General features: G+C 64.9%; 27 protein-coding genes and 2 pseudogenes. 7 read left to right on the top strand and 22 right to left on the bottom strand.

Annotated features, from left to right (window positions below; all coding sequences use genetic code 11):
• Nucleotides 1–49: 49 nt before the first annotated feature.
• The 3 genes from PQI07_RS28985 to PQI07_RS28975 form a co-directional block, all read right to left on the bottom strand.
• Complete coding sequence (locus PQI07_RS28985; protein WP_274928378.1) at nucleotides 50–268, bottom strand: hypothetical protein; 219 nt, start codon at nucleotides 266–268, stop codon at nucleotides 50–52.
• A complete protein-coding gene (locus PQI07_RS28980) occupies nucleotides 238–531 on the bottom strand; it encodes a hypothetical protein (RefSeq protein ID WP_274928377.1) in 294 nt (97 codons plus the stop codon). The genes PQI07_RS28985 and PQI07_RS28980 overlap by 31 nt, the downstream gene beginning before the upstream one ends.
• 643 nt (nucleotides 532–1,174) lie before the next feature.
• Nucleotides 1,175–1,372 (bottom strand): DUF6522 family protein, encoded by a 198-nt coding sequence (locus PQI07_RS28975; protein ID WP_274928376.1) that lies wholly within the window; start codon nucleotides 1,370–1,372, stop codon nucleotides 1,175–1,177.
• Between the two features lie 77 nt (nucleotides 1,373–1,449).
• Between PQI07_RS28975 and PQI07_RS37775 the strand changes: the two genes are divergently transcribed.
• Nucleotides 1,450–1,794, top strand: a complete 345-nt coding sequence (locus PQI07_RS37775) for a cupin domain-containing protein (protein WP_342462662.1) — start codon at nucleotides 1,450–1,452, stop codon at nucleotides 1,792–1,794.
• A 957-nt stretch (nucleotides 1,795–2,751) separates the two neighbouring features.
• Here the strand turns inward: PQI07_RS37775 and PQI07_RS28970 are convergent.
• Genes PQI07_RS28970 through PQI07_RS28940 form a run of 7 tightly spaced genes read right to left on the bottom strand, consistent with a single transcriptional unit; the run spans nucleotide 2,752 to nucleotide 11,725 of the window.
• Nucleotides 2,752–3,744 carry an FAD:protein FMN transferase gene (locus PQI07_RS28970; RefSeq protein ID WP_274928375.1) on the bottom strand — a complete coding sequence of 331 codons (993 nt, stop codon included), beginning with the start codon at nucleotides 3,742–3,744 and terminating at the stop codon, nucleotides 2,752–2,754.
• 8 nt (nucleotides 3,745–3,752) lie between these two features.
• Entirely contained in the window at nucleotides 3,753–4,319 is a 567-nt protein-coding gene (locus PQI07_RS28965; RefSeq protein WP_274928374.1) for a nitrous oxide reductase accessory protein NosL, read from the bottom strand.
• Nucleotides 4,316–5,146: an ABC transporter permease gene (locus PQI07_RS28960; protein WP_274928373.1), complete on the bottom strand. Its 831-nt coding sequence runs from the start codon at nucleotides 5,144–5,146 to the stop codon at nucleotides 4,316–4,318. The genes PQI07_RS28965 and PQI07_RS28960 overlap by 4 nt, the downstream gene beginning before the upstream one ends.
• On the bottom strand, nucleotides 5,143–6,051 hold the full coding sequence (locus PQI07_RS28955; RefSeq protein WP_274928372.1) for an ABC transporter ATP-binding protein: 909 nt from the start codon (nucleotides 6,049–6,051) through the stop codon (nucleotides 5,143–5,145). The genes PQI07_RS28960 and PQI07_RS28955 overlap by 4 nt, the downstream gene beginning before the upstream one ends.
• Nucleotides 6,048–7,433, bottom strand: a complete 1,386-nt coding sequence (locus PQI07_RS28950) for a nitrous oxide reductase family maturation protein NosD (protein WP_446720991.1) — start codon at nucleotides 7,431–7,433, stop codon at nucleotides 6,048–6,050. The genes PQI07_RS28955 and PQI07_RS28950 overlap by 4 nt, the downstream gene beginning before the upstream one ends.
• Nucleotides 7,434–7,437: 4 nt before the next feature.
• Nucleotides 7,438–9,384 (bottom strand): TAT-dependent nitrous-oxide reductase, encoded by a 1,947-nt coding sequence (gene nosZ / locus PQI07_RS28945; RefSeq protein WP_274928371.1) that lies wholly within the window; start codon nucleotides 9,382–9,384, stop codon nucleotides 7,438–7,440.
• A 16-nt stretch (nucleotides 9,385–9,400) separates the two neighbouring features.
• Nucleotides 9,401–11,725, bottom strand: a complete 2,325-nt coding sequence (locus PQI07_RS28940; protein ID WP_446720990.1) for a 4Fe-4S binding protein — start codon at nucleotides 11,723–11,725, stop codon at nucleotides 9,401–9,403.
• A gap of 238 nt (nucleotides 11,726–11,963) precedes the next feature.
• On the opposite strand from PQI07_RS28940, the gene PQI07_RS28935 reads away from it, so the two are divergent.
• A complete protein-coding gene (locus PQI07_RS28935) occupies nucleotides 11,964–12,806 on the top strand; it encodes a ferritin-like domain-containing protein (RefSeq protein WP_274928370.1) in 843 nt (280 codons plus the stop codon).
• A 600-nt stretch (nucleotides 12,807–13,406) separates the two neighbouring features.
• On the opposite strand, the gene PQI07_RS28930 is transcribed toward PQI07_RS28935, so the two are convergent.
• Genes PQI07_RS28930 through PQI07_RS28905 form a run of 6 tightly spaced genes read right to left on the bottom strand, consistent with a single transcriptional unit; the run spans nucleotide 13,407 to nucleotide 18,045 of the window.
• A complete protein-coding gene (locus PQI07_RS28930; RefSeq protein WP_274928369.1) occupies nucleotides 13,407–13,892 on the bottom strand; it encodes a DUF4142 domain-containing protein in 486 nt (161 codons plus the stop codon).
• Between the two features lie 11 nt (nucleotides 13,893–13,903).
• Entirely contained in the window at nucleotides 13,904–14,518 is a 615-nt protein-coding gene (locus PQI07_RS28925; protein ID WP_274928368.1) for a NapC/NirT family cytochrome c, read from the bottom strand.
• Nucleotide 14,519: 1 nt separating this feature from the next.
• Nucleotides 14,520–14,978, bottom strand: a complete 459-nt coding sequence (locus PQI07_RS28920; protein ID WP_274928916.1) for a nitrate reductase cytochrome c-type subunit — start codon at nucleotides 14,976–14,978, stop codon at nucleotides 14,520–14,522.
• On the bottom strand, nucleotides 14,978–17,494 hold the full coding sequence (gene napA / locus PQI07_RS28915; RefSeq protein ID WP_274928367.1) for a nitrate reductase catalytic subunit NapA: 2,517 nt from the start codon (nucleotides 17,492–17,494) through the stop codon (nucleotides 14,978–14,980). The genes PQI07_RS28920 and napA overlap by 1 nt, the downstream gene beginning before the upstream one ends.
• A gap of 41 nt (nucleotides 17,495–17,535) precedes the next feature.
• Nucleotides 17,536–17,844: a chaperone NapD gene (locus tag PQI07_RS28910; protein WP_274928366.1), complete on the bottom strand. Its 309-nt coding sequence runs from the start codon at nucleotides 17,842–17,844 to the stop codon at nucleotides 17,536–17,538.
• A gap of 9 nt (nucleotides 17,845–17,853) precedes the next feature.
• Nucleotides 17,854–18,045: a periplasmic nitrate reductase, NapE protein gene (locus tag PQI07_RS28905; RefSeq protein WP_446720989.1), complete on the bottom strand. Its 192-nt coding sequence runs from the start codon at nucleotides 18,043–18,045 to the stop codon at nucleotides 17,854–17,856.
• A gap of 478 nt (nucleotides 18,046–18,523) precedes the next feature.
• On the opposite strand from PQI07_RS28905, the gene PQI07_RS28900 reads away from it, so the two are divergent.
• The gene (locus PQI07_RS28900; protein ID WP_274928365.1) at nucleotides 18,524–19,213 is read left to right on the top strand and encodes a Crp/Fnr family transcriptional regulator; all 690 of its coding nucleotides are present in this window, start codon (nucleotides 18,524–18,526) and stop codon (nucleotides 19,211–19,213) included.
• Nucleotides 19,214–19,242: 29 nt separating this feature from the next.
• Here the strand turns inward: PQI07_RS28900 and PQI07_RS28895 are convergent.
• From PQI07_RS28895 to PQI07_RS28870, 6 genes and pseudogenes are all read right to left on the bottom strand, one after another.
• Nucleotides 19,243–19,380, bottom strand: a pseudogene (locus PQI07_RS28895) (divalent metal cation transporter); the annotation flags it as partial.
• A 224-nt stretch (nucleotides 19,381–19,604) separates the two neighbouring features.
• Nucleotides 19,605–19,784: pseudogene (locus tag PQI07_RS28890) on the bottom strand (c-type cytochrome); the annotation flags it as partial.
• Nucleotides 19,785–20,159: 375 nt separating this feature from the next.
• Nucleotides 20,160–21,185 (bottom strand): histone deacetylase family protein, encoded by a 1,026-nt coding sequence (locus PQI07_RS28885; RefSeq protein ID WP_274928364.1) that lies wholly within the window; start codon nucleotides 21,183–21,185, stop codon nucleotides 20,160–20,162.
• Nucleotides 21,186–21,348: 163 nt separating this feature from the next.
• Nucleotides 21,349–21,543 carry a response regulator gene (locus tag PQI07_RS28880; RefSeq protein WP_274928363.1) on the bottom strand — a complete coding sequence of 65 codons (195 nt, stop codon included), beginning with the start codon at nucleotides 21,541–21,543 and terminating at the stop codon, nucleotides 21,349–21,351.
• A gap of 632 nt (nucleotides 21,544–22,175) precedes the next feature.
• Nucleotides 22,176–22,427, bottom strand: a complete 252-nt coding sequence (locus PQI07_RS28875; protein ID WP_274928362.1) for a hypothetical protein — start codon at nucleotides 22,425–22,427, stop codon at nucleotides 22,176–22,178.
• Between the two features lie 172 nt (nucleotides 22,428–22,599).
• Nucleotides 22,600–22,956 carry a hypothetical protein gene (locus PQI07_RS28870; RefSeq protein WP_274928361.1) on the bottom strand — a complete coding sequence of 119 codons (357 nt, stop codon included), beginning with the start codon at nucleotides 22,954–22,956 and terminating at the stop codon, nucleotides 22,600–22,602.
• Nucleotides 22,957–23,606: 650 nt separating this feature from the next.
• Between PQI07_RS28870 and ccoS the strand changes: the two genes are divergently transcribed.
• From ccoS to hemN, 4 genes are all read left to right on the top strand, one after another.
• Entirely contained in the window at nucleotides 23,607–23,777 is a 171-nt protein-coding gene (gene ccoS, locus PQI07_RS37945; RefSeq protein WP_446720988.1) for a cbb3-type cytochrome oxidase assembly protein CcoS, read from the top strand.
• Nucleotides 23,746–23,970 carry a hypothetical protein gene (locus PQI07_RS28860; protein ID WP_274928941.1) on the top strand — a complete coding sequence of 75 codons (225 nt, stop codon included), beginning with the start codon at nucleotides 23,746–23,748 and terminating at the stop codon, nucleotides 23,968–23,970. The genes ccoS and PQI07_RS28860 overlap by 32 nt, the downstream gene beginning before the upstream one ends.
• The gene (gene ccmE, locus PQI07_RS28855) at nucleotides 23,967–24,470 is read left to right on the top strand and encodes a cytochrome c maturation protein CcmE (RefSeq protein ID WP_274928360.1); all 504 of its coding nucleotides are present in this window, start codon (nucleotides 23,967–23,969) and stop codon (nucleotides 24,468–24,470) included. The genes PQI07_RS28860 and ccmE overlap by 4 nt, the downstream gene beginning before the upstream one ends.
• Before the next feature lie 391 nt (nucleotides 24,471–24,861).
• Entirely contained in the window at nucleotides 24,862–26,214 is a 1,353-nt protein-coding gene (gene hemN / locus PQI07_RS28850; RefSeq protein ID WP_274928359.1) for an oxygen-independent coproporphyrinogen III oxidase, read from the top strand.
• Nucleotides 26,215–26,816 lie beyond the last annotated feature (602 nt).

Here is a 26,816-nt window from a genome sequence, read left to right as displayed (position 1 = left end):
ATCGCACAAGCAGTGCAGAATTGTCAGCGAGCCCGACGCCGTGGACCGTTCAGGGCAGCAACACCGCGCCGTGGGTTCCGGCCACCGCGGCGGCTACGGTGAGGAGACCAAGCATCGGCAAGACCCAGTGAGCGGCGTGCAGCAGGGACAGCGCGGACTCGTCTCCAGACAGCGCCTGGTTGAGGACGCAGCCATGCATCAGAAAAGGCTCGATCACGAATAGCAGGGCCGTAAAGATCAGCCGGCGGCCAGCATCACGTGCATCCACCAGAACTCGGGCGAGGCGAAGCAGGTCCAGAGGTCATGTCGCTGAATCATGTAGAGGCCGCTGAGCGCGGCCAGCACGGTCGCAATCCTTGCTTGCCAGACGAACCGGCCCTCGACCGCCTCCAACAATGCGAGCCGCGTCTCCGCCGGCGCCCCTTTGCGTCGCATCAAAGGCAGAAGGACTGTGTTGGCCATGGCTGCGCCCCCGATCCGATTGACCACCGCAGTGACGTGAATGGCCCGTGCAATCGCCGCTTCATCCATGTCCGACAACCCTGCCCGCTGCATGCGCGCTCGCAGGATAATCTTGCAACGCCGCTGCATAGAACTCGTCGAAGAAGCGCGCAGAGTCGCACGGTTTGACCACATGAGGCTATCGCGGGGCGATTACGTCACGGCTCTCCGGCCCGAGTCCCTGTTCCGAATTGCGTTCCAGCATCCGGCACCAGCGAGCGCCCAGCATAGGAATCAATTTCACGCGCTGGCATCAATGCTCTGTTGCCGGCGTAGTCTGCAGGAATTCAACTCTGATCCAGAACTTCCGCTTGCTTATATGGCTGTAAAATAGATAGAAAGTCAAGCTAGCGATGCAGGCGGTTGTGCGTGCAACTCGGGATCGTACGGCAGAGATATCGTGGCGTGAAACCACTTTAATATGTTGAATTAAGCCGGCATATATCACATTGTTTATTGCGTCTATATTCAAGTGATGCGCCACGCCAAGGCTCCTTTACGGGAGCCACTCCAGCAGGGTGCCGGGCGGAATTTCGTCTGACGACTCAATGATCATCCTTGCCTTCCCCTCTGTCCCGGGGTGCTTGGGATGGCCGCCGCAACGGTGCCGGTAGCGGGCGGCCGTCGAAATCAATCACGGATCTTCGGACGATGCTCCCGGCACTATCGACGATCATAGACAAACGTCGGCCGCCGAAAAGAAGGTCAGCCGTTGCCGACCGGCGTCCTCATCGGTCCCGCGCTCATGCCGGATCGTGATCCTGCCTTCGCGCATGCGCGCTTGGACGAGCGCAGGCTCGATCCCGAGCCCCTCGGCGATTATAGTCGCGTCGATCTGGACGGCACCGTCTTCGAACTCGATCGCCGGCATGCCCCGACCATAGCCGGATTGAAGTTGATCGGAACCCCTGTCCGTGGTGGAAGCGGCCTTGCAGTGGAAGGTGACGAATGGCGGTACATCATGCTGGGCCAGGAGAAGTGGTGGACCTGCAGCCCCTCGGAGACAGCCTCCGCGAAAGCCGCACCACAGCGATCGTGAAGTGCGACGCCTTCGAGGCTGTCCGCCTGATCGTTCCGGCGGGTAGGGAGATTCCGCCACATCAGGTTTCCGGAAACATTACGCTTCATTGCCTTGAAGGGCGTGTGTTGCTCGGCCTCGCCGATTGCACGCTCGAACTCTCAGCTGGCCAATGGGTCTATCTGGATGGCGGCGCAACGCATTCTGTGAGGGGCGTTGAGGACTCATCCTTGCTCCTCACGATCCTACTAGAGCGTGTTACGCACCAACGCTAACTCTTTAAGATGCAACGGTTTTTTGCACGGTGATTAGTTGGATTGATGATCGCTTTCAGGCACTTAGGCCCGAGTTCGTAACACGCTCTAGACCGCTGAGCGCCCTTTTTTGGCGGTTCAGGGGCGGCCTGGGCCAGCCGGACGGCTTCAAGGACGGTGACCATCGGCGTCTTTCCAAACACGGCAGGCGCGCCACAGGACTGCCCTGCGGGCACGGCGCGGCGGACGGTGCAATTTTGACGGCCATATTCGATCGCGTATCCTTCATCGTCGTCATCTCCGTTGCGGCTGGCTACACGGCGGCCCTCACTGCAGCCGTAGCAATGCCAGCCCTGTAAGGTGAGGGGCGGCGCCATTGCCGATCACGACTCTGCCGGCTGATCAGACGTTGGTCTGAACCGCGTATCGCAGGGCCTGTGTCGCCCTGCGGGCGGACGCAGAGTACGGGTTAGACAAAGCCGGGCGGTGTTGGTGAGCGGGTGCGCTAGCAAGCGAGGGCTCTGCCACGGCCGAGCAGATCGAGGAATTTGCCGAAGCCGCGCGGCAGGCGATCGACGCCCGCATTCTGCAGCTCCAGGAAGGCGAACGCTTCGACCTTTGGAGCCTCCTGGCGAAGCTATACGCCCGCGGTCTGGCGAAAGAACCACCTGCGGGAGTGTAGGAGCCTGTCTGAGGCACTGCGCGCTTTCTTCGCCCGAAAATGCGGCAGAGCCACCTTCTGCAACGGGTTGAAGCAGAGAATCAGCTCCTAATCGCGTAGCGTGGCCGTAGGCAACCGACAGTGCGCTTCGGGTACTCGCCACCGGCCAAGCTTTGCCAGCCGGTGGTTGGACTTCTGGGCAGTCCGAGGGTGTCTGCGCTCGATGGGATATTCCCAAGACGGTAGCAGGCCTGAACGGCGACAGTGGGCGCGGATCGGTACGGCTAGTTTGGGTCGCACGGCTCTGCGACCCGGCTTCAGACCGCGATTTGGGTCGTGGTGCCGTGTTCACCGATCAGGTGGACGGATTCCGCCCCGTGCGAACGGGCGACGGCAGGCATTGCCTCCGGGCGCATGAAGCTGAACGCCGTCGACAACGCGTCAGCAACGGTTGCGGTACGTGCGAGCACGCTCACGCTCTGATACCGCGCCGCGCAGCCGCCGGTGGCCGGGTCAAAGAGGTGATTGAAGCGGCCGTTTGTGTCGAAGCGGAAACCATAGGCCCCCGAGGTTGCCAGAGCACGGTCGGTGAGCGGCAGCACCGCGGCCGTCTGGCCGGGACGCTGCGGATCCTCGATCCCGACCTGCCACGGATCTCCGTCGGGACGAGTGCCAAGTACGCGTGTCTCGCCCATGTCGACAACGCTCGTGTCCACGCCTGCGCTGCGCAATAGGTCGACGACTTTATCGGTTACGAAGCCCTGCGCGATGCCGTTGAAGGTGATCGCCATGCCACGACGCAAGGCCACCCGGCCCGGGCCGAACAGCAGCTTCTCGTGACCAATCCTCTGCAGAACCTCCCGGCGGGCAGCTTCCGCCGGACCGGCGGGGTCAGCGTCCGGCTTCGAAAAATGCGCTCGATAGAGCACCCAGAGCGGCTGAACCGTTACGTCGAAGGCTCCTCCGGTCGCCTGCGACACGCTCTCGGCTACCCGCAGCAACTCGATGAATTCCGGCGGTGGCGCCTCGACGAAGCCGGAGCGGTTCAATGCAACCAGCATCGAAGTCTCGTCGTAGAGGCTGAACATGGCTTCCAGCCGGCGCACCTCCTGGACCACACGGCCGATCAGCCTTTCCGCCGCAGCGCGGTCCTCATGATGGATCTGCAGCTTGCAGATCGCGCCCAGTGCCTGCCCCCGCCAGGTCGCGAGCGCCGCCTCGGCCTTCGGCGCGCCGCCCAGCGGCAGCACTGCCAGACCGGTGGAAGCGGCGCTGATGCTCAGGAAGCGGCGGCGGGTCACGCGGGTCATGGCATGCCTCATCGAGCGTCGTGTCCAGCCTCGCCGAGAGCGCCGATACGGTCAGCGGCAGCGCCGGGAGGGGCGCCGCCGGCGGCGAGGACTTCCGACGGCGGCACCTCGGCAAAGTTCAGCACCCGCCCCCCCTTCTCGGCAGCGAAACTGTGCGCCTCCTGCCTGTCGGAGAAGGGCACGATTTCCTCAACTCCCATGCCGCCCCGCGCCGAGCTGCCGACGACAAACCAGGCGGAGCGCGCCTCGATCCAATCGTCGGCGCCCGGCTTCGCCCATGACGCGGCCTTACCCATATCTGAAACGTAGATGGCCAGGATGTCCTTCGGCTCATCCGGCAGCATCGTGAAGGCCAGGGCGTCGCGCGCCGAGGAGAACCAGACGGGCTCGATCCGGCTCTTCAGCAAGATCTGTCCTTTGGGACCGGGATGCTCCAGCACGTTCATGCCGCAATAATGGCCCATTGCGTCGGCCGTAAGAGCGAAAGGTTGCGGTGTCTCGGTCCGGATCTGCGGATTGCATCCGGCAGCCAGGAGCGCGGCCACAGCCGCCCAGATCAGGCCAAGCCGCCTCATAATTCCCTCCGGGAGAAGGACAGCGCCGCCGCAGTGAGCGGAAGCGCTGTCCACAGGCACAGGCCCAGAATGAGAACCGATGGGCTCAGGGCGGCGCTCGCCGTCAGGCCGGCCATTCCGGAGAACGAGCTGACAGTTCCGAGCCCCGCCAAGTTCACGAGTCGGTAGATGTCGGTCGGGTTGAGCAACAGCAAAACGTTGAGGAGACCCGCGGAAACTACCCGACCCTGATCGACCACCAGGAGCCCGAGCAGCGCCATGTCGTAGATGAGGACGAGCGTGAGCCAAATCCCAATGGCGATCCCGGCTGCCGTGCCGCGACTGCCCGATAGGGCGCTGACGAGATAGCCTAGCGCCACGAAGACGGCACCGAGCGCGATCGACGAGCCGATCAGGGCGGCGAAGGCGAACCAGCTTGCGGCCTGGATCTCGGCGCCGGTGAGCAGCAGCGCCACCGCGGCGGCGCCGTAGCCGAGCAGCGTGGCGAAAGCCAGGATCGAGAGGTGGCCTAAGAACTTGCCGAGCACTACCTGGGCGCGTCCGATCGGATAGCTAAGCAGCAGCAGCATCGTGCCGCGTTCCATCTCGCCAACGATCGCGTCATGCGCGAGCAAGAGCGCGATCAGCGGCAGCAGGAAGATGGTCAGGCTGGACAGGCTGACGACCACCACGTCGAGTGCGCGCACGCCGACGCTGCCGGTGGGAGCGCTGCCGAGAAACGTCAGCGCTAGGGACAGCCCGGCCATCAGGAGTGTGGTCGCGAGCACCCAGCGGTTGCGCAGGGCTTCCTGCACCTCCTTGCGAGCCATGATCAGCATCGCCCTCATGCTGCAGGCTCCCGATTGCGCAGGAAATGGGCGTAGAGATCGTCGAGCGTCGGCGCGAGCACGTCGATGTCCTCGGGCGGAGCCCCGCCGCAGAGCAGCGCCTGCAGAACCACGATCTTACGCTCGGCCGGCACCTCGAACTCCAGCATTCCGAAGGCGAGGCGGCGCGGGGCCGGCAGGCCCTCCGGCAGAGCCGGGTCCGCTGCCACTCGCGGCCGGATTCGGATGCGCACGGGCAAGCGCGCCAGGCGGCGCAGTTCGTCAAGCGAGCCGCTCGCCACCACGCAGCCGCGATCCATGATGATGACCCGGTCGGCGCGGTCTTCCAGCTCGCTCAGCGCGTGAGAGGAGAGCAGCACCGTCGCGCCGCGGCCGGCGAACTCGCGCACGATGTCGTAGAAGGCAAGCCGAAGAGCCGGGTCGAGGCCGGTCGTCGGCTCGTCAAGGAGCAGCACCTCGGGCTCGCCGATCAGGGCCTGGGCTAGACCCAGGCGCTGCCGCATTCCCTTGGAATAGGTGCCGACGCGACGCTGGGCGGCTTCTCCGAGCCCGACCCGGTCGAGGAGGGCCAAACTGGCCGCCACCCGCTCGCGCTTCAGCCGCGCATAGAAGGCCAAGGTCTCGCGCCCGGTCAGTGCCGCGTTGAACGACACGTTCTCGGGCAGATAGCCAAGCCGCCGTCGCGCCGCGAACTGTCCGGCGGCGGGGTTCTCGCCGAGCACCTTGACGCTTCCGGCGCTGGCGCGGATCAGGCCGAGCATTAGTTTCATAAGGGTCGTCTTGCCGGCGCCGTTATGACCGACGAGCGCCACCGCTCCCGGGGGCAGCGCAAAGCTCACGTCGCGCACCGCCTCGGCGGCGCCGTAGAGCTTCGTCACGCCCATCATTTCAACCGCTGCGGTCATCGGGCCGGTCCCAATCGAGTCGGTTTCGTGGGCGGCGAGATCAAAGGCTTGGTGTCGACGACACCGCCTGGCAGCAGTGCCGGAAACTGCGATTGCGCCCAGCGGATCACCTGGACCGCCGGGGAATTGACCAGAACCTTGGCGGCGGGCGCCGTCCAGAGCACCTTGTCGACGATGTCGTTGGGCCGGTACGCCGTGTCGGCGAGCCCGTCTCCGTCGAGGTCGAAACCCGGATTGTCGCTCCAGTAATTGCCACGCCCGCCGGCCGACCAGTCGAGATAGCGCGTCCCGACATATTTCACCTGGTTGCGATTGGCCACGAAGGCGTTGCCGGACACTTGGTTACCTTCCGAGCCGGCCGTGAAGTGAATGCCGATCTCGCAGCCCTCGAACCAGTTGTCGCGGAACCGGTTCTGGTTGGCGTTGTAGATGAAGACGCATTTCTCCGGGCCGATCCGCGTGCCGCCAACCGATTCGGCCGCGGGCTCCGCCGCCGGAATACCGTGCTCTGGCGCGGAACGCTGGCCGCGGCTCGTCCACCGATCGGCCGGTTGCGGCCCACCCAGCACCATGTTGCCGGTTACCTCGGATCCGTTGGCATAGTTGAAGAGGAAGCCGTCGTCGCGATCGTGATCGGAGATGTTGCCGCGTACCACCAGTCGGTTTGAGAACATGATTGCATAGCCGACTGCATTGCCGGTCGAGACATTGCCGATGATCTGGCTGTCATTGGTATACATATAATGCACGGCGAACCGCAGATCGTGAAAATTGTTGCGGGAGAACACGTTGTGCTTGCTGCTGATGGTGAAGATGCCGTCGCGGCCGAAGCTGATCTCGTTGTCTACGACCTGCGCCCCGGGCGCGTTCCAGACCGACACGCCATTGCCCGCCTCGGCGATCCGTCCGGCCTGAATGCCGATAATCGTGTTGTGGCGCACGAGGGCATCCCCGGCGCCGTGCACGTAGACGCCGAAGAGATTGCCGACGATGCGGTTGCGCTCCACACGCGTCCCCTTCGCCTCCTCGGCGAGGAAGATCCCGGAATCCATCCGCTCCAGGTCCGTCCCGGAGCCGCGAACCTCCAGCCCGCTGAGGGCGACCCCGGGCGACGTCACGGTAATGACGCTGCCGCTGCCGTTGCCTTCCACCACCGCGCCAGGCTCGCCCTCGATTGCCAGCCGTTTTCCGATCACGATCGGGCCCGCGTAACGCCCGCTCTTCATGACGATCGTGTCGCCGTCGTGAGCCGCATCGACGGCCTGCTGCGGTGAGCCGGCCGCAGGCGAAACCGCCCGTCGCTCCGCCCGAGCCGGCAGGACCGTGCCGGCGGCAACCACCGCCGCCAGCATCCACCGGCCCTTGTGCAGCACCTCGCTCATGACGTCAGACGTTCTTGGGCTCCACGAACATCCGTCCTTTCATCTCCATGTGCATCGCGTGGCAGAACCAGGAGCAGTAATACCAGTAAACGCCGGGTCGATCTGCTGTGAAAGTGACCGAGGCGGTCGCCTGCGGCGCGACTTCCATCTGAATGCCGTAGTTCACGATGGAGAAGCCGTGCGTCAGGTCCTCGACCGCATCGATATTGGTGACGTTGACCGTCACCTCGTCGCCTTGCTTGACCGTGAAGGAGTCGAGGCCGAAGGCCGGCGCCGTCGACGTCATGTAGACGCGCACTTTGTTGTCGTCGCGGATGACCTTGTTGTCCTCCTCCAGCTTGATCCCGTCCGCCTGGGCCTGCTTCACCTGATCGGCGAAGAAGGCGTCGGCTCGGTCCCAGATCGAGACCGGGTTGATCTTGGAGCGGTGTACGATGGTGGCGTCATGCGGCTCGGCGAAGCTCGGGCCGTCGTGCACGACCACCATCTTGTCTCCCGAAATGTCGATCAGCTGGTCGTTCTCGGGCTTCAGCGGGCCGACGTTGAGAAAGCGGTCCTTGGAAAACTTGTTGAGCGAAATCAGCCACTTGCCATCAGCTTCCTTGGTCTGGCCCATGGAGGTGTGGTTGTGGCCCGGCTGATACTGGACGTCGAGCTTCTGGATAATCGGATCGATCTTGGCGCCCTTATAGGCCTGCTTGGCCTTCTCGATGTTCCACTTCACCACTTGGCTGTCGATGAACAGGGTCGTATAGGCGTTGCCACTTCCGTCATAGGCCGTGTGCAGCGGGCCGAGACCCAGTTCGGGCTCGGCGACGACCACGTCGCGCGGCTTGATCTTGTCGTCGAACAGGTCGTCGAAGAGGCGGACATCCATCACCGTCACGGTCGGCGACAGTTTTCCGTTCGCGACGACGTGGATACCGTCCGGCGCAGTATTCATGCCATGCGGGCTGTTCGAGACCGGCACGTAACGGGTGAAGGGTGAGCCCTTGCGACCGTCCACCATCGGGACGCCGCCGACCGTCTTCGCCTCGCCATTGCGCACCGCTTCCTCAATGCGCTTGAGATTGAAGATGACGACCCAATCCTGCTCCTTGGCGGTCATCTCCGCCAGCGTGACGCCTTCCTCCGAGTTGTAGCAGGTCGCGAAGGCATACTTACCCTGATAGTCGGCATCTACGTTGTCGAGGTTTCCGTCGACCATCACTTGCCAGGCGACCTGCATCGTGTCGCCGTCTACCGCCGTGAAGATGGCGTGATATTGCTTGTTGTTGTCCAGCACCTTGCCGTCGTTCGGCACCGGCACACGGTCCTCGCCGTTGCAGAAGACATAGCCGGTGCGTGGATACTTCTGTACACGCAGGCCGTGCACGGTGTGCTGGTTGGGCAGCTCTATGATCTTATCACAGCGCATCACGTCGAGGCGGATACGGGCCACACGGGTGTTGGCCTTGTCGTTCACGAAGCAATAGCGCCCGTCATAAGTGCCATCGGTGAAGGAGAGGTGCGGGTGGTGCAGGTCCCCGTTGTGGTAAACGCCGCCGCGGGTCTTCAGGAACTCCCTGGTCTCGGGTAGCAGACCCTCGGTCAGCACCTTGCGGCTCTGGTCCGTCAGTCCCCAGCCGGTGGCACTGTCGCGGTTGAACACCGGCACGCGTATCAGTTCGCGCATCGAAGGCAGGCCGACGATGCGCAGCTCGCCGCTCTGGCCGCTGGAGAAGAAGACGTAATATTCGTCCAACTCGCCGGGCTTTACCTCGGTCTTGTTCGGCCCGCTCGCGACGGCCGGCCGCGCGGCGGGCCGGGTCTGCGCCTCGGCCGACGCGACGAGCCCGCGCGTGGCGGCAGCCCCGCCGAAAGTCCCCGCAGTGCCGGCTGCCGCCACGGCAGCCGTGGTGCCGAGCAGCTGCCTGCGGCTCAGCTTTGAATGATCGGACGTGTCGGACATGCGACGTTCTCCTACGTCAGGTTTGGTCGGCGACAGGTTGGGCCGGTTCGGCGACAGGCTTGCCGTTCACGGTCATGACAGGCTTCGCACCGCTACCGCGCCGCGGCGGGGGCGAGCTGAGCGCTTCGAATTTCTCGCGCTTCAGCCGCACCTGGATCATGTGCGGGCACCGGTGATCGTCATGGTAGAGTTCCTGGCAGTGCATGCAGTAGATGCACTCGTTGACGTTGATGTGCCCCTCGGGATGGATCGACTGGACAGGGCACTCTTTGGCGCAGCGTTGGCAGGGCGAGCCGCATTCCCGCCAGCGCTTGAGCCATTCGAATGTCCGGATCCGCCCCGGAATGGCGAGCGCGGCGCCGAGGGGGCACAGGTACCGGCAGAAGAAACGCTCGACGAAAAGCCCCGCCGCCAATAGTGCGGCCGCGTAGAGCGTGAACGGCCAATCGCGCAGGAATTTCAGGATGATGGCTGTCTTGAACGGCTCCACTTCCGCGAGCGTCTCAGCCATGGCGACCGAGTAGAGCGACATCCCGAACAGGCCGAGGAAGATGACATACTTGATGGGCCAGAGGCGCTCGTGCAGCCCCCACGGAACCTTGATCTGCGGTACTTTCAGCCACTGAGCCAGGTTGTTGGCGAGCTCCTGCAGCGCGCCGAATGGACAGAGCCATCCGCAGAAGGGACCTCGCCCCCAGAACAGCAGGCCCGCGGCGACCGCTGCCCACAGGATGAAAATCAGGGGCGCCGCCAGGAAGAAATCCCAATGGAAGCCCGTCACCAGCGCGTTGGTGAAGGTGAGAACGTTCACCACCGAGAGCTGGGCATTGGCGTACCAGCCCAACCATACCAACGTGAACAGCAGGAAGGCGCGGCGCACCCAGACGTAGATGCGCGGGCGCTTCACCAGGGCATCCTGGAAGAAGAAGATGCCGGTGAGCGTGAGAAGCGCTGCGGCCGTGATGGCGATCGAGACGACCCTCGACCGCCAGATGCGCATCCAGAGTGGCTCGTCCGCCGCCGCGACATTCGCCTCCGCTGCCGCCGGGCTCGGCGCAGCACCCTGTCGCGCGTCGACGGCGGGCGCTTTGGCGGAAGCCGGCTGATCGGCAACGGTGATGGCCCGCTGCTCCCGCCGGATGTAGCTCTCCGGCAGCGTATAGCCGAGGTCGAACGTGAGAAAAGCCTTGTCGCGCGCACCCACGGCCCGCTGCACAAGAAGCCGCAATTGCCATGGCTCGGTCGGGTCGAAGGCAAAGTCGGGCGGGATGGTGAACAGGCCGATCTCCGGCATATCGGGCGCGCCGCCGCCGAGGTCTCCCAAGCGCGTGTGATTGCGGTCGCGGAAGCGGACGCCGCTGCCGTCCTGCAGAAGCTCGATGCGATCGAAGATGCCGCCGCGGACATAGGCCGCGCCCTTGAACGAGTACGTTCCCTCGCCGGCCACGATGATAGCCTGCTGCCCCGGCTTCAACTGCGAGCGCAGGCGGGCGTACCCCGCGTCGCCGAGCAGGGTGCGGCCGATCGTCGGGACCGAGACCAGGGCGACGTAGAGATCGATGAACGTGTCGTCCGGTGCGCCTGGCTCCGGATGCGCAGCCGCGCCTGCATTTCCGGACTTGGAGAAGGCTTCGTTGATCTCGGCGACCGACAGGCGGAGACGTCGGATCGAGCCGTCGCCGAGCAGGGTCTGCCAGTCCTTGCCCTCGCTCTTGTCCATATCGACGGCCTTGCCGACCGTCGCCGCCACGGCAGCGCCCGCCGCACCGCCGAGACGACCACTCCTGATCAACTTGACGGCCGAGCGCACGACGCTGTCGCCGATGACGAGCACCGTCACCGTCGCGCCGCTCACGATATCGACCTGAGGCAGGGGCTCCGTGCCGCTGGCAACCGGACGCATATCCTTGCCGATCAGCGTGTTGACTGCCGTGACGATGCGCTTCTCGGGGATGCCGATCAGAACGATCGGTTCCTTGTGGTCGACCAGCTTCAGGCCCCTTAGCACACCCTGCGGGTCGATGCCGACGAGCATTTGAATGGGCTTGCCGGAATAGCCCGTCGCGTTGGTAAAGTCGGTGTTGAGGTAGACGTAGCCCTTGAGCGTGCTGCCGGCATAGACGGGCGCAATGGGCGGATCGCCCAGAGGGGAGCCGAAGCGGTCCGCCTCGGCGAAAAATTCGCTCGGCTGAGCCTTGGTGAGGTAATCCGCAAGCGGGGCGGACCCGGCGGCGTTGGCCGCCATCGCCGCGCTCCACACATACAGCAATGCCGCCAGAACGAGCGCCGCATGGACGCCCAGCGAGCCGCGGAACGACCTTGTGGAACCGTCCGTGGGCATTATCGCCGTCTCTGCGTGAATCCGAACCTTTGCAGAGACCAACGCCAACGCGACATGGAAATCGGCTCCCCGTTAGATTTCAGCTCCGTCCGATTGCCGCGGGCTGCATGGCTCGATTACCACTTCAGCCCGGTAGGTCTTTGCGCGAGATCAAACTCCTCATCACAACCTGAGCTTATCAGCTCGACCTCGCCCTGCTTTCGGGCCAGACTCATCGGGAACCGGAGGCGAACCGACCATGCCACCCCTCAAAGCGGAGCCTGCCGGCACGATCGAGAACCTCGCCGACTTCTTCGCGCTGGCTCACACGATGGAAACCGAGGCGGCGCGCAGCTATGCAGAATTTGCAGAGTTGATGCGGCGGCAGGATCGTTCCGATCTCGCCGAAGTGTTCGAGCGAATTGCCGGTGAGGAACACGGGCATGCAACGAACGTCTCGCGCTGGTCGCAAGCGAATGGTGGCGGGAAGCCCGAGCTGGAACGGCTACGCTGGCCACCGCCGCCAACCTTCGAGCGCGAGGACGCCGCCGAACTCGCCGGATCGCAGCTCCTCACGCCCTATCGCGTGCTATCGATCGCTGTCCACAACGAGGAGCGCGCCTTCGCCTTCTGGTCCTATGTCGCCGCTCAGACGCGCAACGAGGCTGTGCGCCAGGCCGCTGAATCGATGGCGCGCGAGGAACTGGAGCACGTCACGACCTTCCGGCAGGAGCGGCGCCGTGCTTTTCATATCATGCGGGAGGAGGGGACGGCGCTTGCCACAAAGGCCGACGCTGCCGAGTTGGAGGCGGCGCTGGCCGCACTGTTGCATCAGGGCGGCTTGGCCGCGCCGGCCGAGGTGGTCGCCGAACTCGCTCGGGAAACGGACATGCTCGGAGCCTTGGCTTCGCCCCTGGAGCTCAGCATGACACCGCCCCAATTTCACTCGGCCGGGTCTTTGGCTGAGGCGCTGGCCGAGGGCTACCTACAAGGAGCCGAGAAAAGCGTCGACTATCATAGGGTAGCACGTCTACAGGAGCTCGGGGAACGTGCTATCCTGAGATTGGCGAAGATCCGGGATGTGACCCACCAACTTCGCTGAACATACCTGCCGGCGAGAGAATCGTAGCGCATGCATGGAGGCGCTTGGGCTAGAGAACGCAGTCCTGGTGTGGCGAATTTCTTCGCGATGTCCATATAGCGGCCCCGAACTTGACCTGGACTTGTTAAATCTGCCGGGGTAGTCAAGTTTGATTTGTAGAGATTAGTTTCGGAGCTTCCGACGGTGCCGGCCTTGTCGCCTCGAGGCCACAAGGAGCACGAACGTCGGCTTTCGAGAAGGGCATCGAGCACCGGGAACGACTAGGTTGGGCGCAAAGCTGCCGGCCCAAGGCCGCCGGTCTGCTCTCGGCCTCTGAACCGAAGAGGAGGGCCTTCAGCGCCCGACTTCCCAAAGCCTGAGCGATCTCTTCTGGATCTTCCACACTATTGCTTCAAAGATCCGCTTGTGGGCGAGTAGCTGGCGTGGCTTGGTGCATTTGAAGGGGCGGGGCCATTTTCTTACCCCCACCACGCCGCACACACTGGAGGTACGCCTTCTGCCCTCATCGAACACGGCTGAACCTACGCCTTCGAGCGTGCCTTGCCACGCGTGGGCCAGTTAGCCCGACTAACGCGGCAACCACGGAGCGCGCGACCGTTCTTAGGGCACAACAGCCGAGAGCTCGGTCTTCGCCGCCATTTCCAGATCGCGCAGTCTTCCCAGCGTCGTCGCGACATAGTCGCGGATCGGCTGCGCGTCGGACCGGGTGGCCTCCTCGTAGGCAGCGATCTCACGGCCAAGGGCCTGCGTCTCGACTTCCGCATAGCGTCGCGAAAGCGCTAGGTAGTCCAGCGGCTCGATATTCTCGACGATGCTTCGCAGTTCCAGGTCGAGCGTGTCCCGCACCCTCACCCCGGTCGCTTCTGCCAGCCGGGCCAGGTCCGGCACCTGCGACGCTCGAAAATCGCGGACGCGCTCGGCCAAGGCCTTGATGCCAGGCCGCGGGTCCTTGGCCGCGGTAATGCGCGAGATCTTAGCCTGGAACTGAGCAGACGCATAGGCGGACTCGATGAACCGGCTCGTCGCCTCATCCGCATACAGTCTGGACACGCCCAAGACCCAGAGAGTCAATGCCGCGAAGGCCATGCACCGGCCGGTCATTGCCATCCCGGAACCCCTTCCATGTTAGGCAGCTTGTGAGCGATGCCCTTGTGACAATCGATGCACGTCTTCTGACCTGTGAACAGGTCCTTCTCGTGAGCTGCTGCCGCTCGCGGGTTCTGCTTTGACACGTCCATCGACTGGGCGCTGTGGCAGTTGCGGCATTCCAAAGAATCGTTGGCCTTCATCCGCGCCCATTCGTGTTCCGCCAGGTGGTGGCGCAGGTCCAGGAACTTGTCGCGCGTGTCGATGGAGCCGAAGATGTGCCCCCAGACCTCCTTGGAGGCCTGCATCTTACGCGCGATCTTATCGGTCCATTGATGCGGCACGTGACAGTCGGGGCAGGTCGCACGAACGCCCGAGCGGTTGGCGTAGTGGATTGTGCCCTTAAGCTCCTCGAAGACGTTCGACCTCATCTCGTGGCACGACGTGCAGAATTTCTCTGTGTTCGTGTGCTCCAGGACCGTATTGAAACCTCCCCAGAACAGGACGCCGGCGATGAAGCCGCCGAGCGTCAGGAAGGCCAGCGACAGGGTGACGGGGGGGCGCGTGGCTGTGCGCACCCAGGGGTTCAGCCAGAACCAAGTCCACGCCCTCGCGATAGCCGCCATTTCAGCGCCCCCGAGGCTCGCGCTCGACGAGAGCGTCCATGTCGACGAAGGTGTTCGGGACGAGCGGCTTCGCTCCGGTCTGCGGCACGTGGCAGGCAAGACATGAGTAGCGGCGCGGCGAGACCCCGCCGAGCGTGTTCCCTTCCCGATCTTGGTAGTGCGTGACGCTGATCATCGGCGCCTGCGACTGCTCGGTGAACTTCCGGGCGTGGCAGGTAAGGCACTTGTTCGCGTTCAGATCGAGCGCGTAACCCTCGATGGAGTGCGGGATCAGAGGAGGCTGGTCTGGGTAGTTACGCTTGCGACGAACGTCGTCGGTGACCTGCCGTTGCATCGGCGGAGCCGGCGTTTCTTTGGTGAACGGGTTGGGGCCGGTCAACCGGGGAGCCTCCTGCGCGAACAGGGCTCCTGCGAGGAGGCAGGACGCGCCGGCGCAGGCGGAGAGCACAAGACGACGCATCATTCCGCTCCGCGCTCGGTCACGGCGACGCCGATCACCTTAACGGCGCACTTCTTGAAGTCGGTCTGTTTCGATATCGGGTCCGTCGCGTCCAGGGTGGCCTTGTTGATCAGCTGGCTGGCGTCGAAGAACGGAACGAAAACACGCCCGGGTGGCATCTTGTTGCGTCCCCGTGTCTCGACCCGCGAGCGGATCTCGCCGCGTCGCGATACGATCCGCACCTCCTGCCCGCGGCGGAGGCCGCGCTTCTGCGCATCATCCGGATGCATGAACATCACGGCGCCGGTGAAGGCCCTGTAGAGCTCAGGCACCCGCATCGTCATCGAGCCCGAATGCCAGTGCTCCAGCACGCGCCCCGTAACCAGCCACAGGTCGTATTCTTGGTCAGGCGACTCGGCCGGCGGCTCGTAGGGTGCCGCCATGACGACCGCCCTGCGGTCGGGGTTTCCGTAGAACTGCCAGCCGGTCCCCTTCTCGACGTAGGGGTCGTGTCCCTCGCGATAGCGCCAGCGCGTCTCCTTGCCATCGACGACGGGCCAACGCAGGCCGCGAACCTCGTGGTAGCGATCGAAAGGCGCGAGGTCGTGGCCGTGCCCGCGCCCGAACGAGGCGTACTCCTCGAACAGGCCCTTCTGGACGTAGAAGCCGAACTGCTTCGCTTCGAAATTCTCGTAGCCCGCAGCGATCTCGTCCAAGCCGAAGGCGTCAACGCTGCCGTTGTGCCAGAGCACGTCGAAAAGGGATTTGCCCTTGTACTCCGGATGGGCGGCCAGGATCTCCGGCGCCCAGACCTCGTCGGTGGTGAACCGCTTCGAGAATTCCATCAGTTGCCACAGGTCCGACCGGGCCTCACCGGGCCCGTTGACGAGCTGGCGCCACATGTGGGTTCGGCGCTCGGCGTTGCCGTAGGCACCCTCCTTCTCCACCCACATGGCCGTGGGCAGCACGACGTCCGCGGCCATCGCGGTCACGGTCGGGTAGGGATCCGAGCAGACGATGAAGTTGGCCGGGTTGCGGTACCCCGGATAAGTTTCGGTATTTGTGTTGGGGGCTGTCTGCAGGTTGTTGTTGCACATGATCCAATAAGCGTTGAGCTTACCGTCCTTGAGCATGCGGTCCTGCTGCACGGCATGGTAGCCGATCTCGCCGTTCAACAAGCCGGGAGGCAGCTTCCATATCTCCTCGGCATGCTTGCGGTGTTCGGGGTTGTTGACCTGCATGTCCGCGGGTAGGCGGTGCGAGAAGGTGCCAACCTCGCGAGCCGTCCCGCAGGCCGACGGCTGCCCTGTCAGTGAGAAGGGGCTGTTCCCAGGCTCCGAGATCTTCCCGGTCAACAGATGGATGTTGTAGACGAGCTGGTTCGCCCAGACACCGCGGACGTGCTGGTTGAAGCCCATCGTCCAGAGCGACATCACTTTGGTCTTCGGGTCGGCGTACATCTTTGCGAGCGTCAGCAGCCGCTCTCTCGACACCCCAGTCAGTTCGGCGGTCTTTTCGAGGGTGTACTCTCCTACCATCCGGGCATAGGCATCGAAGTTCGACGGTTGCGAAGCGGCGGCCTCGTCGGCATGCGTGGCGCGCTGCTCCAGCACGTGCTCGGGCCGGAGGCCGTAGCCGATGTTCGTGTTGGCAACCCGGAAGTTGACGTGCCGGTCGACGAAGTCGCGGTTCACGGCGCCGTTCTGGATGATGTAGTTCGCCACGAAGTTCAGGATGGCGAGGTCCGTCCCCGGCTGGAAGATCAGGGATTGGTCCGACAGATCGGTCGTGCGGTGCTCGTATGTTGAGAGCGTCGCGATGCGGACGTGCGGCGCGCTCAGGCGGCGGTCGATGACTCGCGTCCATAGGATCGGGTGCATCTCCGCCATGTTCGAGCCCCACAGCACGAAGGCGTCGGCATGCTCAAAATCGTCGTAGCAGCCCATCGGCTCGTCCATGCCGAAGGTGCGGATGAAGCCGACTGCGGCTGACGCCATGCAGTGGCGGGCATTCGGATCGAGGTTGTTCGATCGAAAACCAGCCCGCATGAGCTTGGTCGCCGCATAGCCCTCGAAGATGGTCCACTGGCCGGAGCCGAACATGCCAACGGCCTTGGGCCCCTTCTCCTGCAGGACGCGCTTCCACTGTCGGGCCATTTCGTCGAAGGCTTGGTCCCAGGAGACTGGCTGCAGCTCGGCGTTCTTGTCGAACTTACCGTCACGCACCCTCATTAGCGGCTGCGTCAGCCGGTCCGCTCCGTACATGATCTTCGAGAGGAAATAGCCCTTCACGCAGTTCAGGCCGCGATTGACCTCAGCCTGCATGTCGCCATGCGTCGCCACCACTCGACCGTCCTTCACCCCAACCATCACGCCGCATCCTGTGCCGCAGAAGCGGCACGGCGCCTTCGACCACTTGAGAGCGATATCGTCGCCGGCCGCGAGGTTCTGCGCCTCGGCTGGGAGGTCGATACAGGCGACTGCAGCAGCCGCCGCTGCGGCTTGGGCCTTGAGCAGGGCTCGGCGAGACACGTCCATGATTGACTCCTGGATACGGGGGCGTCGCCGGCCGGCGCGCCTCAGTCGAAGCGGTGGTAGACGAGCGCGGTGGAAAGGACGCCGGGAAGCTCCCCGATCTCGCCCAGCCGCCGTACGACGTCGTCCTCGGTCGGTGTCTCCAGGGTCGCGACGATCTTCCCGACTGGGCTATCCCCGTGCACGTCTAGGCCCGGTATTGCCCTCAGCGAGGCCAGCACCGCAGCTAGCTGCTCGGGTCGGGCGTGAACCACCAGTCCGCTGACGTGGTGTTCGCCACCTGCCCCGAGACCAGCGGTTGGACGGCCGCCCAGCAGGTTCCGCCGGGACCAAGATGCTTGTTCACGCGCCATCGCTTTCTCCTAGACGGGTCCTGGGGGACCGGTGAACGCGTAGTACATCCAGACGAGGAAGCCCCAGCCGGCTACGACGCCGACCGCGATGAATGGCCAGATCAGGACCGCCAGGAGCAGGAAGGTCAGCAGCTCGCGCAGGCGTGACGGCGGCGTGTGCGCAACCCGCGCCGCCTCCTCTCGGACTTGCAAGTCTCGCACGGGCTGCCCTCAGTTGAGCTCGAAGCGGAAGGGAGCGGGCACAAGCGTGCGGTGCCAAAAGGCGCCTGATACCGGATGGAGGGCGCCTGCGCCGGCATGGCCGTCCGGCAGGGCGCAGATAGCAGGAGGCACCCGGTCGCGCGTTCCCACTCGTTCGTCCTCCCGAAGCGCCGGCGTCGAGGCGCGCCCGCCACCGCTATTTTATGTTGAAAGCGTCGCTGGCTCTTTGCTTCCACGCAAACAAGCTCTCCGGCCGTGCCAAATTCCGCGTGCGCCTAGTCCCCGCAGAGCGTGACGGCGCCGGTGCTCACCCTTGAGGCGGATCAATGCGCGCGCCGGCTGAGCAGTGCACGGAACTCAGGGCTTCCCGAGCCTCGAACACCTTCAGCTTGTCAGGGGGCGACTTCGCCGGCGCTGATCGCTCCGTCGCAGCAGAAGCAGGGTTCGTAACCTGTAGAATGGGATATAGAAGGCGGCGATGAACCAAGCACCGCAAAGGATGAGGGCAGCCACGGGGGTGCTATTCGATGATTTGGGTCGCGAAGCGGCCGATGCCTTGCTGGATGCCGCCACGCACCGACAGATTGCAGAGGGGATGACCCTCTTCCACCAAGGTGATGAGCCCAACCAACTCTTCCAGGTCGTGACCGGTTTGGTGAGGCTGTCGCGAGTCGGCCCGAACGGCGAGCGGACAACACTCCGGTTTATGGGCCCCGGGGAGCTTGTTGGTTGCGTCGCCGTCTTCCAGCGATTCCCCTTTCCTGCGACGGCCGTCGCGCGCAAACCTAGCAGCATCCGGTGCTGGGGCGCGGTGCAGATCCTCGACCTGATACGCCGCTATCCCGCAATCTCATCGAATGCGCTGAAGACGGTCGGAGGCCGCGCTCGGGAGATGATTGAGCGGGTGACAGAATTAAGCACGAAGGGAGTAGAGGCACGGCTCGCCGGCGTTCTCCTAAGTTTGGCTAGCCAGATTGGGCACACCTCTTTGGAGGGCGTTGAGCTCGCGTACCCTATCACGCGGAACGATATGGCTGAGATGACGGGTGTCACCTATTTTACCGTGAGCCGGATCCTCAGTGCTTGGCAGAAGCAGGGAATCGTGCGGCTAGGTCGGGAACGGGTGATCGTCGTCGAGCTGCTCAGGTTGACCCAAATCGCCGGCTGAAGCACTGCAAAGCTGAAAGTGCTTCCACAGGTCGCGACGCCGCTCGGATCATCGTCCGAGGCCCCGGTGATCAGCCCGGAGATGAGGACGCGTAGGAGGCGCGGCTTGGAGGGCCCTATGACAGGGCTCGGGGTTTCGGGACCGTCGTCTCGCAGCGCTTCCTGCATCGTGTCCCCTTGCACCGTTGATCTGCAGCGGCATTTCAACCGGGACAATAACGGGCGTTCACGTCCGGCTGAGCGAGTCTCCAGCGAACCGTTGGATGAGCTCGGCACACGGCTGCCCGTGGCGATGCGCGGCGGCGCGAGAAGCGGCGGGCGGGCCGGGCAAAGGAGGTGCAGCTCAGAATGGGGCCGCGTTCATAGCAGTCAAACGTGCTAACCCGTGAACATCACTGAGTATGGATAGTCGTCGAGGGCTGCGAAGCGTACCACTCCGCTGCTTGGTCGATCTCTTCCGGGGTCAATCTTCGTGCGATGTCGCGCATCTGCTGGCTGATGTCGTTGCGACGCGCGCCTGAGGCAAACGCGTGTAGCTGAGACTTCACGTAGGCCGCAGGCTGCCCCTCCAGCGGAGCGCAGGCCAGCACGCGCTCGCCCCTCGTATCCGGCGGAGGTGCTCGAGATACCCTGTGCGCCTAATCAAAAACCGAGCCCACTAGCGCAGACGCAACAGTAACACCACGGATCAGGTGCAAGGCTACTCTCCAGCTATTTTTGCTCAGCTCTGAAACGTAGCGGAAGAAAGCCCGGTTCTCGAAATTAGGACTTTCCTTTATGCTTCGATGCCGATCAAGAGCGACCTCATACTATCTGACGCAACTAATTAGAGCGCTATGAGAGCGGATAGGCTGAGGGATGAGATGCCGGTTCTGGCGCTTGCCCAGCGCTTGTCGTGTGCGTTAGGTCGGTTCTCGTACGAAAGCGGAGGGCGCTGAAGCTTCGTCTTAAGCGAGAGCGGGTCTGCAACTAGGAATTTGTGGTGCGCAGGCCGCAGCGAGGGGCTCCGGGGAACTGCCAGCTGACTCTTGGATGCGGCAATCGGGCGATTCGAGCAGGGCCGTGACGTGTGCTTCCACCGAGCGTGCCAACCCGATCAGGTCGTAGCCGCCCTCCAGCAGAGAGACGATACGTCCGCCGCACGCTCGATCAGCGAGATCCACGACACGCTCCGTCGCCCACCGGAAATCCGATTCCGTGAGCGCGAGGTTGGTCATCGGGTCGCGCCAATGCGCGTCGAAGCCGGCCGAGATCAAGATGAGATCGGGCCGGAAAGCTGCGATGCGGGGGAGTGCCGTCGTGCGGAGAGCCTCGCGGAATATAGCCCCGTCGGCGCCGGCGGGAAGCGGCATGTTCACGACCGTATCGTACTCGCCACGCTCGGAGGCCGCGCCGGTGCCGGGATAGAACGGCCATTGATGGGTCGAGCAGAAGAGGACGCTCGGATCGCTCCAGAATATCTGCTGAGTTCCATCTCCGTGGTGCGCGTCCCAATCCAGGATCGCGACGCGCTCCGCGCCGTGCACCGCTTGAGCATGGCGAGCCGCGACGGCGATGTTGTTGAAGAAGCAGAAGCCTGCAGCTCGCGCCCGGCCGGCATGGTGTCCGGGCGGCCGCATAGCCGAGAAGGCATTGCGGACTGCCCCCGTGATTACCTCGTCGACGGCCTGCACCGCGGCACCGGCACTGCGCAACACGGCCTCCAATGTGGCGGCCGCGACGTGAGTATCCTCGTCCTCCAGTGCCAGGGTTTCGTTCCTCAGGCCCTCTATCGTGGTCTCCACGTAAGCCTCCTCATGCGCGCGACCCAGCGCGATCTCGGAGGCGACGTGTGCTTGCTCGCGCACGAGGCTGGCGAAGCGTTCCTGTTCCAGGCAGCACTCGACGGCTCTGATACGGTCGGCGCGCTCGGGATGCCAGGGCGGCCCCAGGTGGGCGAGTGCAGCCACGTGCGTGAGGTGCAGGGTCGTCATCCGTAGCCTCCCTCTCGGTTCGCCCCGGTCCGAGCACGCTATTCCTCGGGACGAGAGCAGTCTGCTCGGCAGCCTTCGAGCGGCGCATCGTGACCCCACGACCACCGCTCATCCGAGACCCCAGATGTTTTCTCAAGGGGCTACGGAGATCTTTGAACATCCCTCAGACGTCGGCCGCCAGCGCGTCCTGGATGCTCTCCAGAAGTGAACCGCCCTCGAACGGCTTCTCTACGACGCAGCGAAAACCGGCCGCCTCGGCGCGGTGGTGCAGATCGTCTAAGGGGCGCCCTGTAATTAGGATGGCTGGCAGGCCGATATTGCGTTCCCGCAGCCGGCAGACGAGCTGAAATGCGTCCATGTCGGGCATCCAGTAATCTACGACCAAGCATCCCGGCCGGACAGCGCCGCGTCGCCGAGAAGGTCGGCTGTGCCCTGGTAGAGACGTACATCGAGGCCTTCGAGCTCGAGTGCGAACCTCAAAAAATGTCGGACAGCCTCATCGTCGTCGACGACCAGCAACGGCCTTGTTTGCTTTGCCATGACAGTACCTGATGCCTGATCTCCCCCGCTTAGGCCAGATTCTGAAGCGACGACTTGATGTGCCTCAATTGAGGTGCCGTGTTCCTTGCGCGGCGGGCTGGCTGGCGCGATCCTCGGTATCGCGCCATGACTAAAGCCGTCAGTGCCCGCCAGACGCGCCTGCGCTCACCAGACTGCTCGGGACCCTCACGCCGCGTGACCAGCGCTTGCTCTGCCTCTGCTCTGCCTCTGCTCTGCTGCCGCGGACGTATGAGGGGCATCGAGACTTTCACCCGATTCCGGCAGCCGCGCGGCCCGGCTGCCCTCGCCTCGACTGGAAGGGGACAGGCATGACCCAGCATGCCGTGCACCGTCGCACCGAGAAGCCGTCGACGACGCACGCATCGGTGGCCGGTCGGTGGGGCCCTTACTGGCGTCCGGAGCGCGCTGCGAAGCCAACGGACGACGCGTTCAGATCCTGGGATGCACCGCGCCGTCGCGCTCGAACCGCGCCAAGACGTGGAGGCCGGCCCAGAGTTCGACCACGTCTTCCTCTCCAAACAGCTCAAGGGCCTGGCGGCGTGCCTCATCCTCCGTATCGGCCTGCAAAGGGACCATGTCGACGATGCGGCCGCACTGGGCCACCAGAAAGGCCCTGTAGGTTTCGGTCGCAGCGAGCGGGCGGACCTCGCTTGTTCCGTGATTGGGCTTGACGTCGAACATAGTGGAATTCCTTCGCGTCAGTGGAGCGGAGCCGGATCGGCCGCCCGGCCCCGACGGCGAGCCGTGCCCGGGAGCGGGAAGCCTGTCCCGGCATCCTACAAACGCCACCTGGGGTCTTGATCGAGGTGGCGTCTCGCACTGGCCGTCCGCCGTGACCGGCGTGGCAGCCGTCCTACGGGAGGGCCCCAATGAGGCGCTTGGCGTCGGTGAGGATGTTCTCGCAGGTACGCTGATTGCCTTCTTGGTCCTCCTCCAGCGCCTCACGGATCAGCAGGCGGGCGGCCGTGATATTCTCGCGGGTGGGCTTCAGCTGCGGGTCGCTGGGTGTCTCGGCCAGGGCGCGGGGCAGGGCTTTGACCGAGCCGGTGGTCAGGGTGTGGCCGGGTGCGAGGCCAGCCACGCGCGCCGCGCCCACACTGTCGAGACGACGCAGCAGGGCGCCGCCCTGCTGTCCGCAGGGGGTTGCCTGCACCGGCAGGCCGGAGCAGGCAAACAGGGCGGCGGCGAGGAGGGGAGGTAAGGCACGCATATTCTTGTTTCCCTTAGCAGTCGGGCAGGTAGTGACCGTACCGGACACCGTCTTCTGCGACGCTACGAAGTGCCAAGCTTTGCGCTGGATCAAGGAACGGAAACGCGCCTTGGCGCACTCGGAACCCGTCCGTCCGAGAGCATGGTCCACTTGAACTTGGCGTCACCTATACGCGCGTGGTTTTCGGAGGACGGACGCGGAATGACAGGTATGTCGAACCCGGCGCAGAAGGTCGTAAAGTTCGAGGAGGCATTCGGCGGCAGGGCGCGTGCGATCCCGGGCGTCGCCGGGCTTGTCCCTCTCCTGGCACCGTGGGAGCTTCTCGTGCGCACCGGCGCCGCCACCTTCGAGACCACGACACTTCTTCCGTGGCTGGTGTCGGCGGGGGCGCTCGCGGTCAGCCTCCCGCTTCTTGGCGCTGCTAGGTTTTCATCGGACGGTTACGGTCGACCCGAAATATGGCCTTCTCTCCGAGCGGGCGTGGGGCCCGTTCCGGCTGACACGGACGCATTCGCAAGCGCTGTCGCGGGTGGCGGGGATCGAGGTCGAACCCAAGACTTGGAGCGACGGGCCAGTGGCTTGGTTGGTCGTCGCCCAGTTCGAAGACGGTACGCGCTCCTGGCGTCTCACGCGACGGGCGGCTCGGGAAGATGCCCTGGCGGTGGCGCGGGACGTCGCATCGCGCTCGCACCTGCCCCTGTCACGTTGAGCGGATCTCGATCAGGCGTCCAATTGATATCGCCGCCTTTCTCTGGGCGCTGCGCACCGGGCAGTACGACGACATCGAGGGTGCCGAGTACCGCCCGCTCCACGATGACTGACAGCGCGCCCGCCGCGCTGCGGCTGCACCGCGTCCAGGTCATCCACCGGGCCTGGATCGTGGCGGCGACGACCTTCCGCGCGCTCACGAAAGCGGCGGCCTCCGGCGCGGGCCTGACCCTCTCCGGTGGGCGGAGCCCGGTCTTCCCGGCGACAGACCTGATCGTACGGCCGGGCCGGCAGGCACCGCCATGACGCGCCGCAAGTCCCGCCGCCTCCTCCTGATCGCCGCCTGCGGTACCGTGCTGGCCCTTGCGGCCGGGCTGACCCTGTCGGCGATGAGCGGCTCTATCGTGTTCTTCCGCTCGCCCAACGAGGTCGCCGCACAGGGGATGGCGGCCGGCGCGCGTTTCCGCCTCGGCGGGCTCGTGAAGGAAGGCTCTTTGATCCGCGGTCCCGACCAGCGCGTCATCTTCGCGGTCACCGATACCGCCGCTACGGTCCCAGTGGAGTACAGGGGCCTGCTGCCCGACCTGTTCCGGGAAGGTCAGGGAGTGGTGGCAGAGGGGTCGCTCGACGCGAACGGGACCTTCCGCGCTGATACCGTGCTCGCCAAGCACGACGAAACCTACATGCCCCGCGAGGCCGCGGCCGCCCTCAAGGCGCAGGGGCACTGGCAAGGGGGCCGCGCCCTGCCGCAGGAGGTGCCGGTCCCGGAAGGCCATACGTCAATGCGTCGAGATCCTCGACCGTGATGATGCCGCAGTCCTCGCGCGCCTCGGCGTTCTTGCGCGCCTGCAACCGTGACAGGATATCCTCGCAAACGCCGACCGCGCGGCGAGCAGTCCCGGGGGAGTCATAGCGCCCCGGCCACCACAGGTCGCCCTCGACGATGGCGAACTGACCGTTGTCGATCTGAAGCACTCTCGGCACCTAGCGACCTCTCTCAAACCGAGCAGGCCGCCGCAACAGACTTAGGCGACACCCACAGAGGCCGCCATGCTCTCCGCGACGCGTCAGGGCTATGAGCTGGATCAAAGCGATTCCGCCCTTGAGCCACATCAAGGCACCGTTCCTGTCGGAAGGGCATCTCGGACTAAGGCTCCGGCCCCTGAGGCGGACTGGCGAAATGGGAGCGACATCGGCATGCGGGAGGATCTGAGGGCGTTCTACGGCGAGGAGCGGCTGCCCCGCTACACGAGTTATCCTCCAAGTCCCCACTTCTCCGCCGAGATCGGTGCCGACCGCTACGCGTCGTGGTTGAGGTCCCTGCCCGCCAGCACCACGGCGTCCCTCTACCTGCACGTCCCGTTCTGTCGGTCGATGTGCTGGTACTGCGGCTGCCACACCAGCATCACCCGGCACAACGCACCGATCGCCGACTACATCGACCTCCTCGGACGCGAGATCGGGCTGGTCGCGGCGCGGTTCGAGGACCCGCCTCTGGTGCGCCACGTCCATTTCGGGGGCGGCACCCCCACCGTCATGGCCCCGGAGGCATTCATCCGCCTCGTCGCGGCCCTGCGTGCCTGGTTCCCCTTCGACTCAATCGCCGAGCTTGCCATCGAGATCGATCCGCGAACCCTCGTGCCCGCGATGACCGACGCGCTCGGCCAAGCCGGCGTCACGCGCGCGAGCCTCGGCGTCCAGAGCTTCGATCCCTTGGTCCAAGAGGCGATCCGCCGCCGGCAGGGCCTCGACGTCACCGCTGCGGCGATCGTCGGCCTTAGGGCCGCGGGCGTGCGCGGGATCAATCTCGACTTGATCTACGGGCTGCCGCACCAGACGGTGGAGTCGTGCGTCGACACGGTACGGCAATGTCTGGAGCTGCGTCCCGACCGCTTCGCGGTGTTCGGCTACGCCCACGTGCCCGCCTTCAAGAAGCACCAGCACCACATCGACGAGGCCACCCTGCCGGACGGGCACGCGCGCCGTGCGCAGGCCGAGGCCATCGCCGCGACGCTTGTCGCCGCCGGGTACCGGCGGATCGGCCTCGACCACTACGCTCTGCCGGACGACGCGCTGGAGATCGCACAGGCGGAAGGTCGGCTACGGCGGAACTTCCAGGGCTACACGACGGACCCTTGCGACTCGCTGATCGGATTGGGCGCCTCAGCCATCGGACGGGTTCCGCAGGGCTACGTCCAGAACGCGCCTGCGCTACAGGCCTATGCGGAACGCGTCGGCCGCGGTGACCTTCCCACGGTGAAGGGCTACGCGCTGACGCCGGATGACCGGCTTCGGGCGGATCTGATCGAGCGGGTCATGTGCGATTTCGCCGTCGATGTCGGTGCGGTGTGCCGCGCCCACGGCCGCAACCTGGAAGCCTTTCTCGCGACGCTCGCGCGGCTGCCGGCGCTCGTCATGGACGGGCTCGTCATCCGGGACGGCGAAGCCCTTGTCATTCCGGAGGAGGCCAGGATCTTCGTGCGGAACGTCGCGGCCACCTTCGACGCGCATCTCGGGACCTCCGCCACCGTGCACAGTCGCGCCGCCTGAACGGAGGGGAACACGCGGCGGAGCGGCGGCGGGCGGTTCTCAGGTTCGCCCCGTGCCGCCCTGGCCCACAATCCGGCGTGGTCCCGTATCCGATGGCTGCGGCCTGCGCCTGCAGGAGCATGGCCTTGATGCGATGGTCGCGCACCATCTGCCGGAGGAGCCGCAGGGACGGCCGCGTACAGGTCGGATCTAGGTTGTAGGCTTTCTCGGCGAGTAGGTCCGAGACCGCCGCGTGGGTTTGCGCGCTCCTCAGCAGCTGCGCCCGCACCGATTCTCGGCGAATGGGCGGTATGGAGGTGAACAGGCCCGGATGGAGCGCGGCCGTGCTGGGCACCTATTCGCGCGCCTTGGTAGGAAGCTGGCCCTTGCTCTGGATCAAGGATGTTCCGCCGGACGAGAGGTTGGCCGAGTCGGCGGCGCGGCCGTACCAACCATCGCGGAGCACTCTCGGGCGCATGACCAGCCACGCCGCTCTGGTGCCCCGGTCTGGAGCCCGGGAAGTGGATCATGCGCCGGGCATGCGGGCTCCGGCACCATCGTCCGGGAGGGGCTCCCCGGCCTGGGGACCTGTGACGCTCGGCGTGGGGAGCCAGTTGGTTTTG

It is taken from the genome of Methylobacterium sp. 092160098-2 (genome assembly GCF_028920805.1).
In the GTDB taxonomy this organism is placed as follows: Bacteria; Pseudomonadota; Alphaproteobacteria; order Rhizobiales; family Beijerinckiaceae; genus Methylobacterium; species Methylobacterium fujisawaense.
This window is presented reverse-complemented; position numbering and strand designations above follow the sequence as displayed.

Bases quoted from the DNA above. Each gene is read 5' to 3' on its own strand.
- PQI07_RS28980 (WP_274928377.1), bottom strand. From the start codon at position 531: ATGGATGAAGCGGCGATTGCACGGGCCATTCACGTCACTGCGGTGGTC.
- PQI07_RS28975 (WP_274928376.1), bottom strand. From the start codon at position 1,372: ATGCCGGCGATCGAGTTCGAAGACGGTGCCGTCCAGATCGACGCGACT.
- PQI07_RS37775 (WP_342462662.1), top strand. From the start codon at position 1,450: ATGGCGGTACATCATGCTGGGCCAGGAGAAGTGGTGGACCTGCAGCCC.
- PQI07_RS28970 (WP_274928375.1), bottom strand. From the start codon at position 3,744: ATGACCCGCGTGACCCGCCGCCGCTTCCTGAGCATCAGCGCCGCTTCC.
- PQI07_RS28965 (WP_274928374.1), bottom strand. From the start codon at position 4,319: ATGAGGCGGCTTGGCCTGATCTGGGCGGCTGTGGCCGCGCTCCTGGCT.
- PQI07_RS28960 (WP_274928373.1), bottom strand. From the start codon at position 5,146: ATGAGGGCGATGCTGATCATGGCTCGCAAGGAGGTGCAGGAAGCCCTG.
- PQI07_RS28955 (WP_274928372.1), bottom strand. From the start codon at position 6,051: ATGACCGCAGCGGTTGAAATGATGGGCGTGACGAAGCTCTACGGCGCC.
- PQI07_RS28950 (WP_446720991.1), bottom strand. From the start codon at position 7,433: ATGAGCGAGGTGCTGCACAAGGGCCGGTGGATGCTGGCGGCGGTGGTT.
- nosZ (WP_274928371.1), bottom strand. From the start codon at position 9,384: ATGTCCGACACGTCCGATCATTCAAAGCTGAGCCGCAGGCAGCTGCTC.
- PQI07_RS28940 (WP_446720990.1), bottom strand. From the start codon at position 11,725: ATGCCCACGGACGGTTCCACAAGGTCGTTCCGCGGCTCGCTGGGCGTC.
- PQI07_RS28935 (WP_274928370.1), top strand. From the start codon at position 11,964: ATGCCACCCCTCAAAGCGGAGCCTGCCGGCACGATCGAGAACCTCGCC.
- PQI07_RS28930 (WP_274928369.1), bottom strand. From the start codon at position 13,892: ATGGCCTTCGCGGCATTGACTCTCTGGGTCTTGGGCGTGTCCAGACTG.
- PQI07_RS28925 (WP_274928368.1), bottom strand. From the start codon at position 14,518: ATGGCGGCTATCGCGAGGGCGTGGACTTGGTTCTGGCTGAACCCCTGG.
- PQI07_RS28920 (WP_274928916.1), bottom strand. From the start codon at position 14,978: ATGCGTCGTCTTGTGCTCTCCGCCTGCGCCGGCGCGTCCTGCCTCCTC.
- napA (WP_274928367.1), bottom strand. From the start codon at position 17,494: ATGGACGTGTCTCGCCGAGCCCTGCTCAAGGCCCAAGCCGCAGCGGCG.
- PQI07_RS28910 (WP_274928366.1), bottom strand. From the start codon at position 17,844: ATGGCGCGTGAACAAGCATCTTGGTCCCGGCGGAACCTGCTGGGCGGC.
- PQI07_RS28900 (WP_274928365.1), top strand. From the start codon at position 18,524: ATGAACCAAGCACCGCAAAGGATGAGGGCAGCCACGGGGGTGCTATTC.
- PQI07_RS28885 (WP_274928364.1), bottom strand. From the start codon at position 21,185: ATGACGACCCTGCACCTCACGCACGTGGCTGCACTCGCCCACCTGGGG.
- PQI07_RS28880 (WP_274928363.1), bottom strand. From the start codon at position 21,543: ATGGACGCATTTCAGCTCGTCTGCCGGCTGCGGGAACGCAATATCGGC.
- PQI07_RS28875 (WP_274928362.1), bottom strand. From the start codon at position 22,427: ATGTTCGACGTCAAGCCCAATCACGGAACAAGCGAGGTCCGCCCGCTC.
- PQI07_RS28870 (WP_274928361.1), bottom strand. From the start codon at position 22,956: ATGCGTGCCTTACCTCCCCTCCTCGCCGCCGCCCTGTTTGCCTGCTCC.
- ccoS (WP_446720988.1), top strand. From the start codon at position 23,607: ATGCCCTGGCGGTGGCGCGGGACGTCGCATCGCGCTCGCACCTGCCCC.
- ccmE (WP_274928360.1), top strand. From the start codon at position 23,967: ATGACGCGCCGCAAGTCCCGCCGCCTCCTCCTGATCGCCGCCTGCGGT.
- hemN (WP_274928359.1), top strand. From the start codon at position 24,862: ATGCGGGAGGATCTGAGGGCGTTCTACGGCGAGGAGCGGCTGCCCCGC.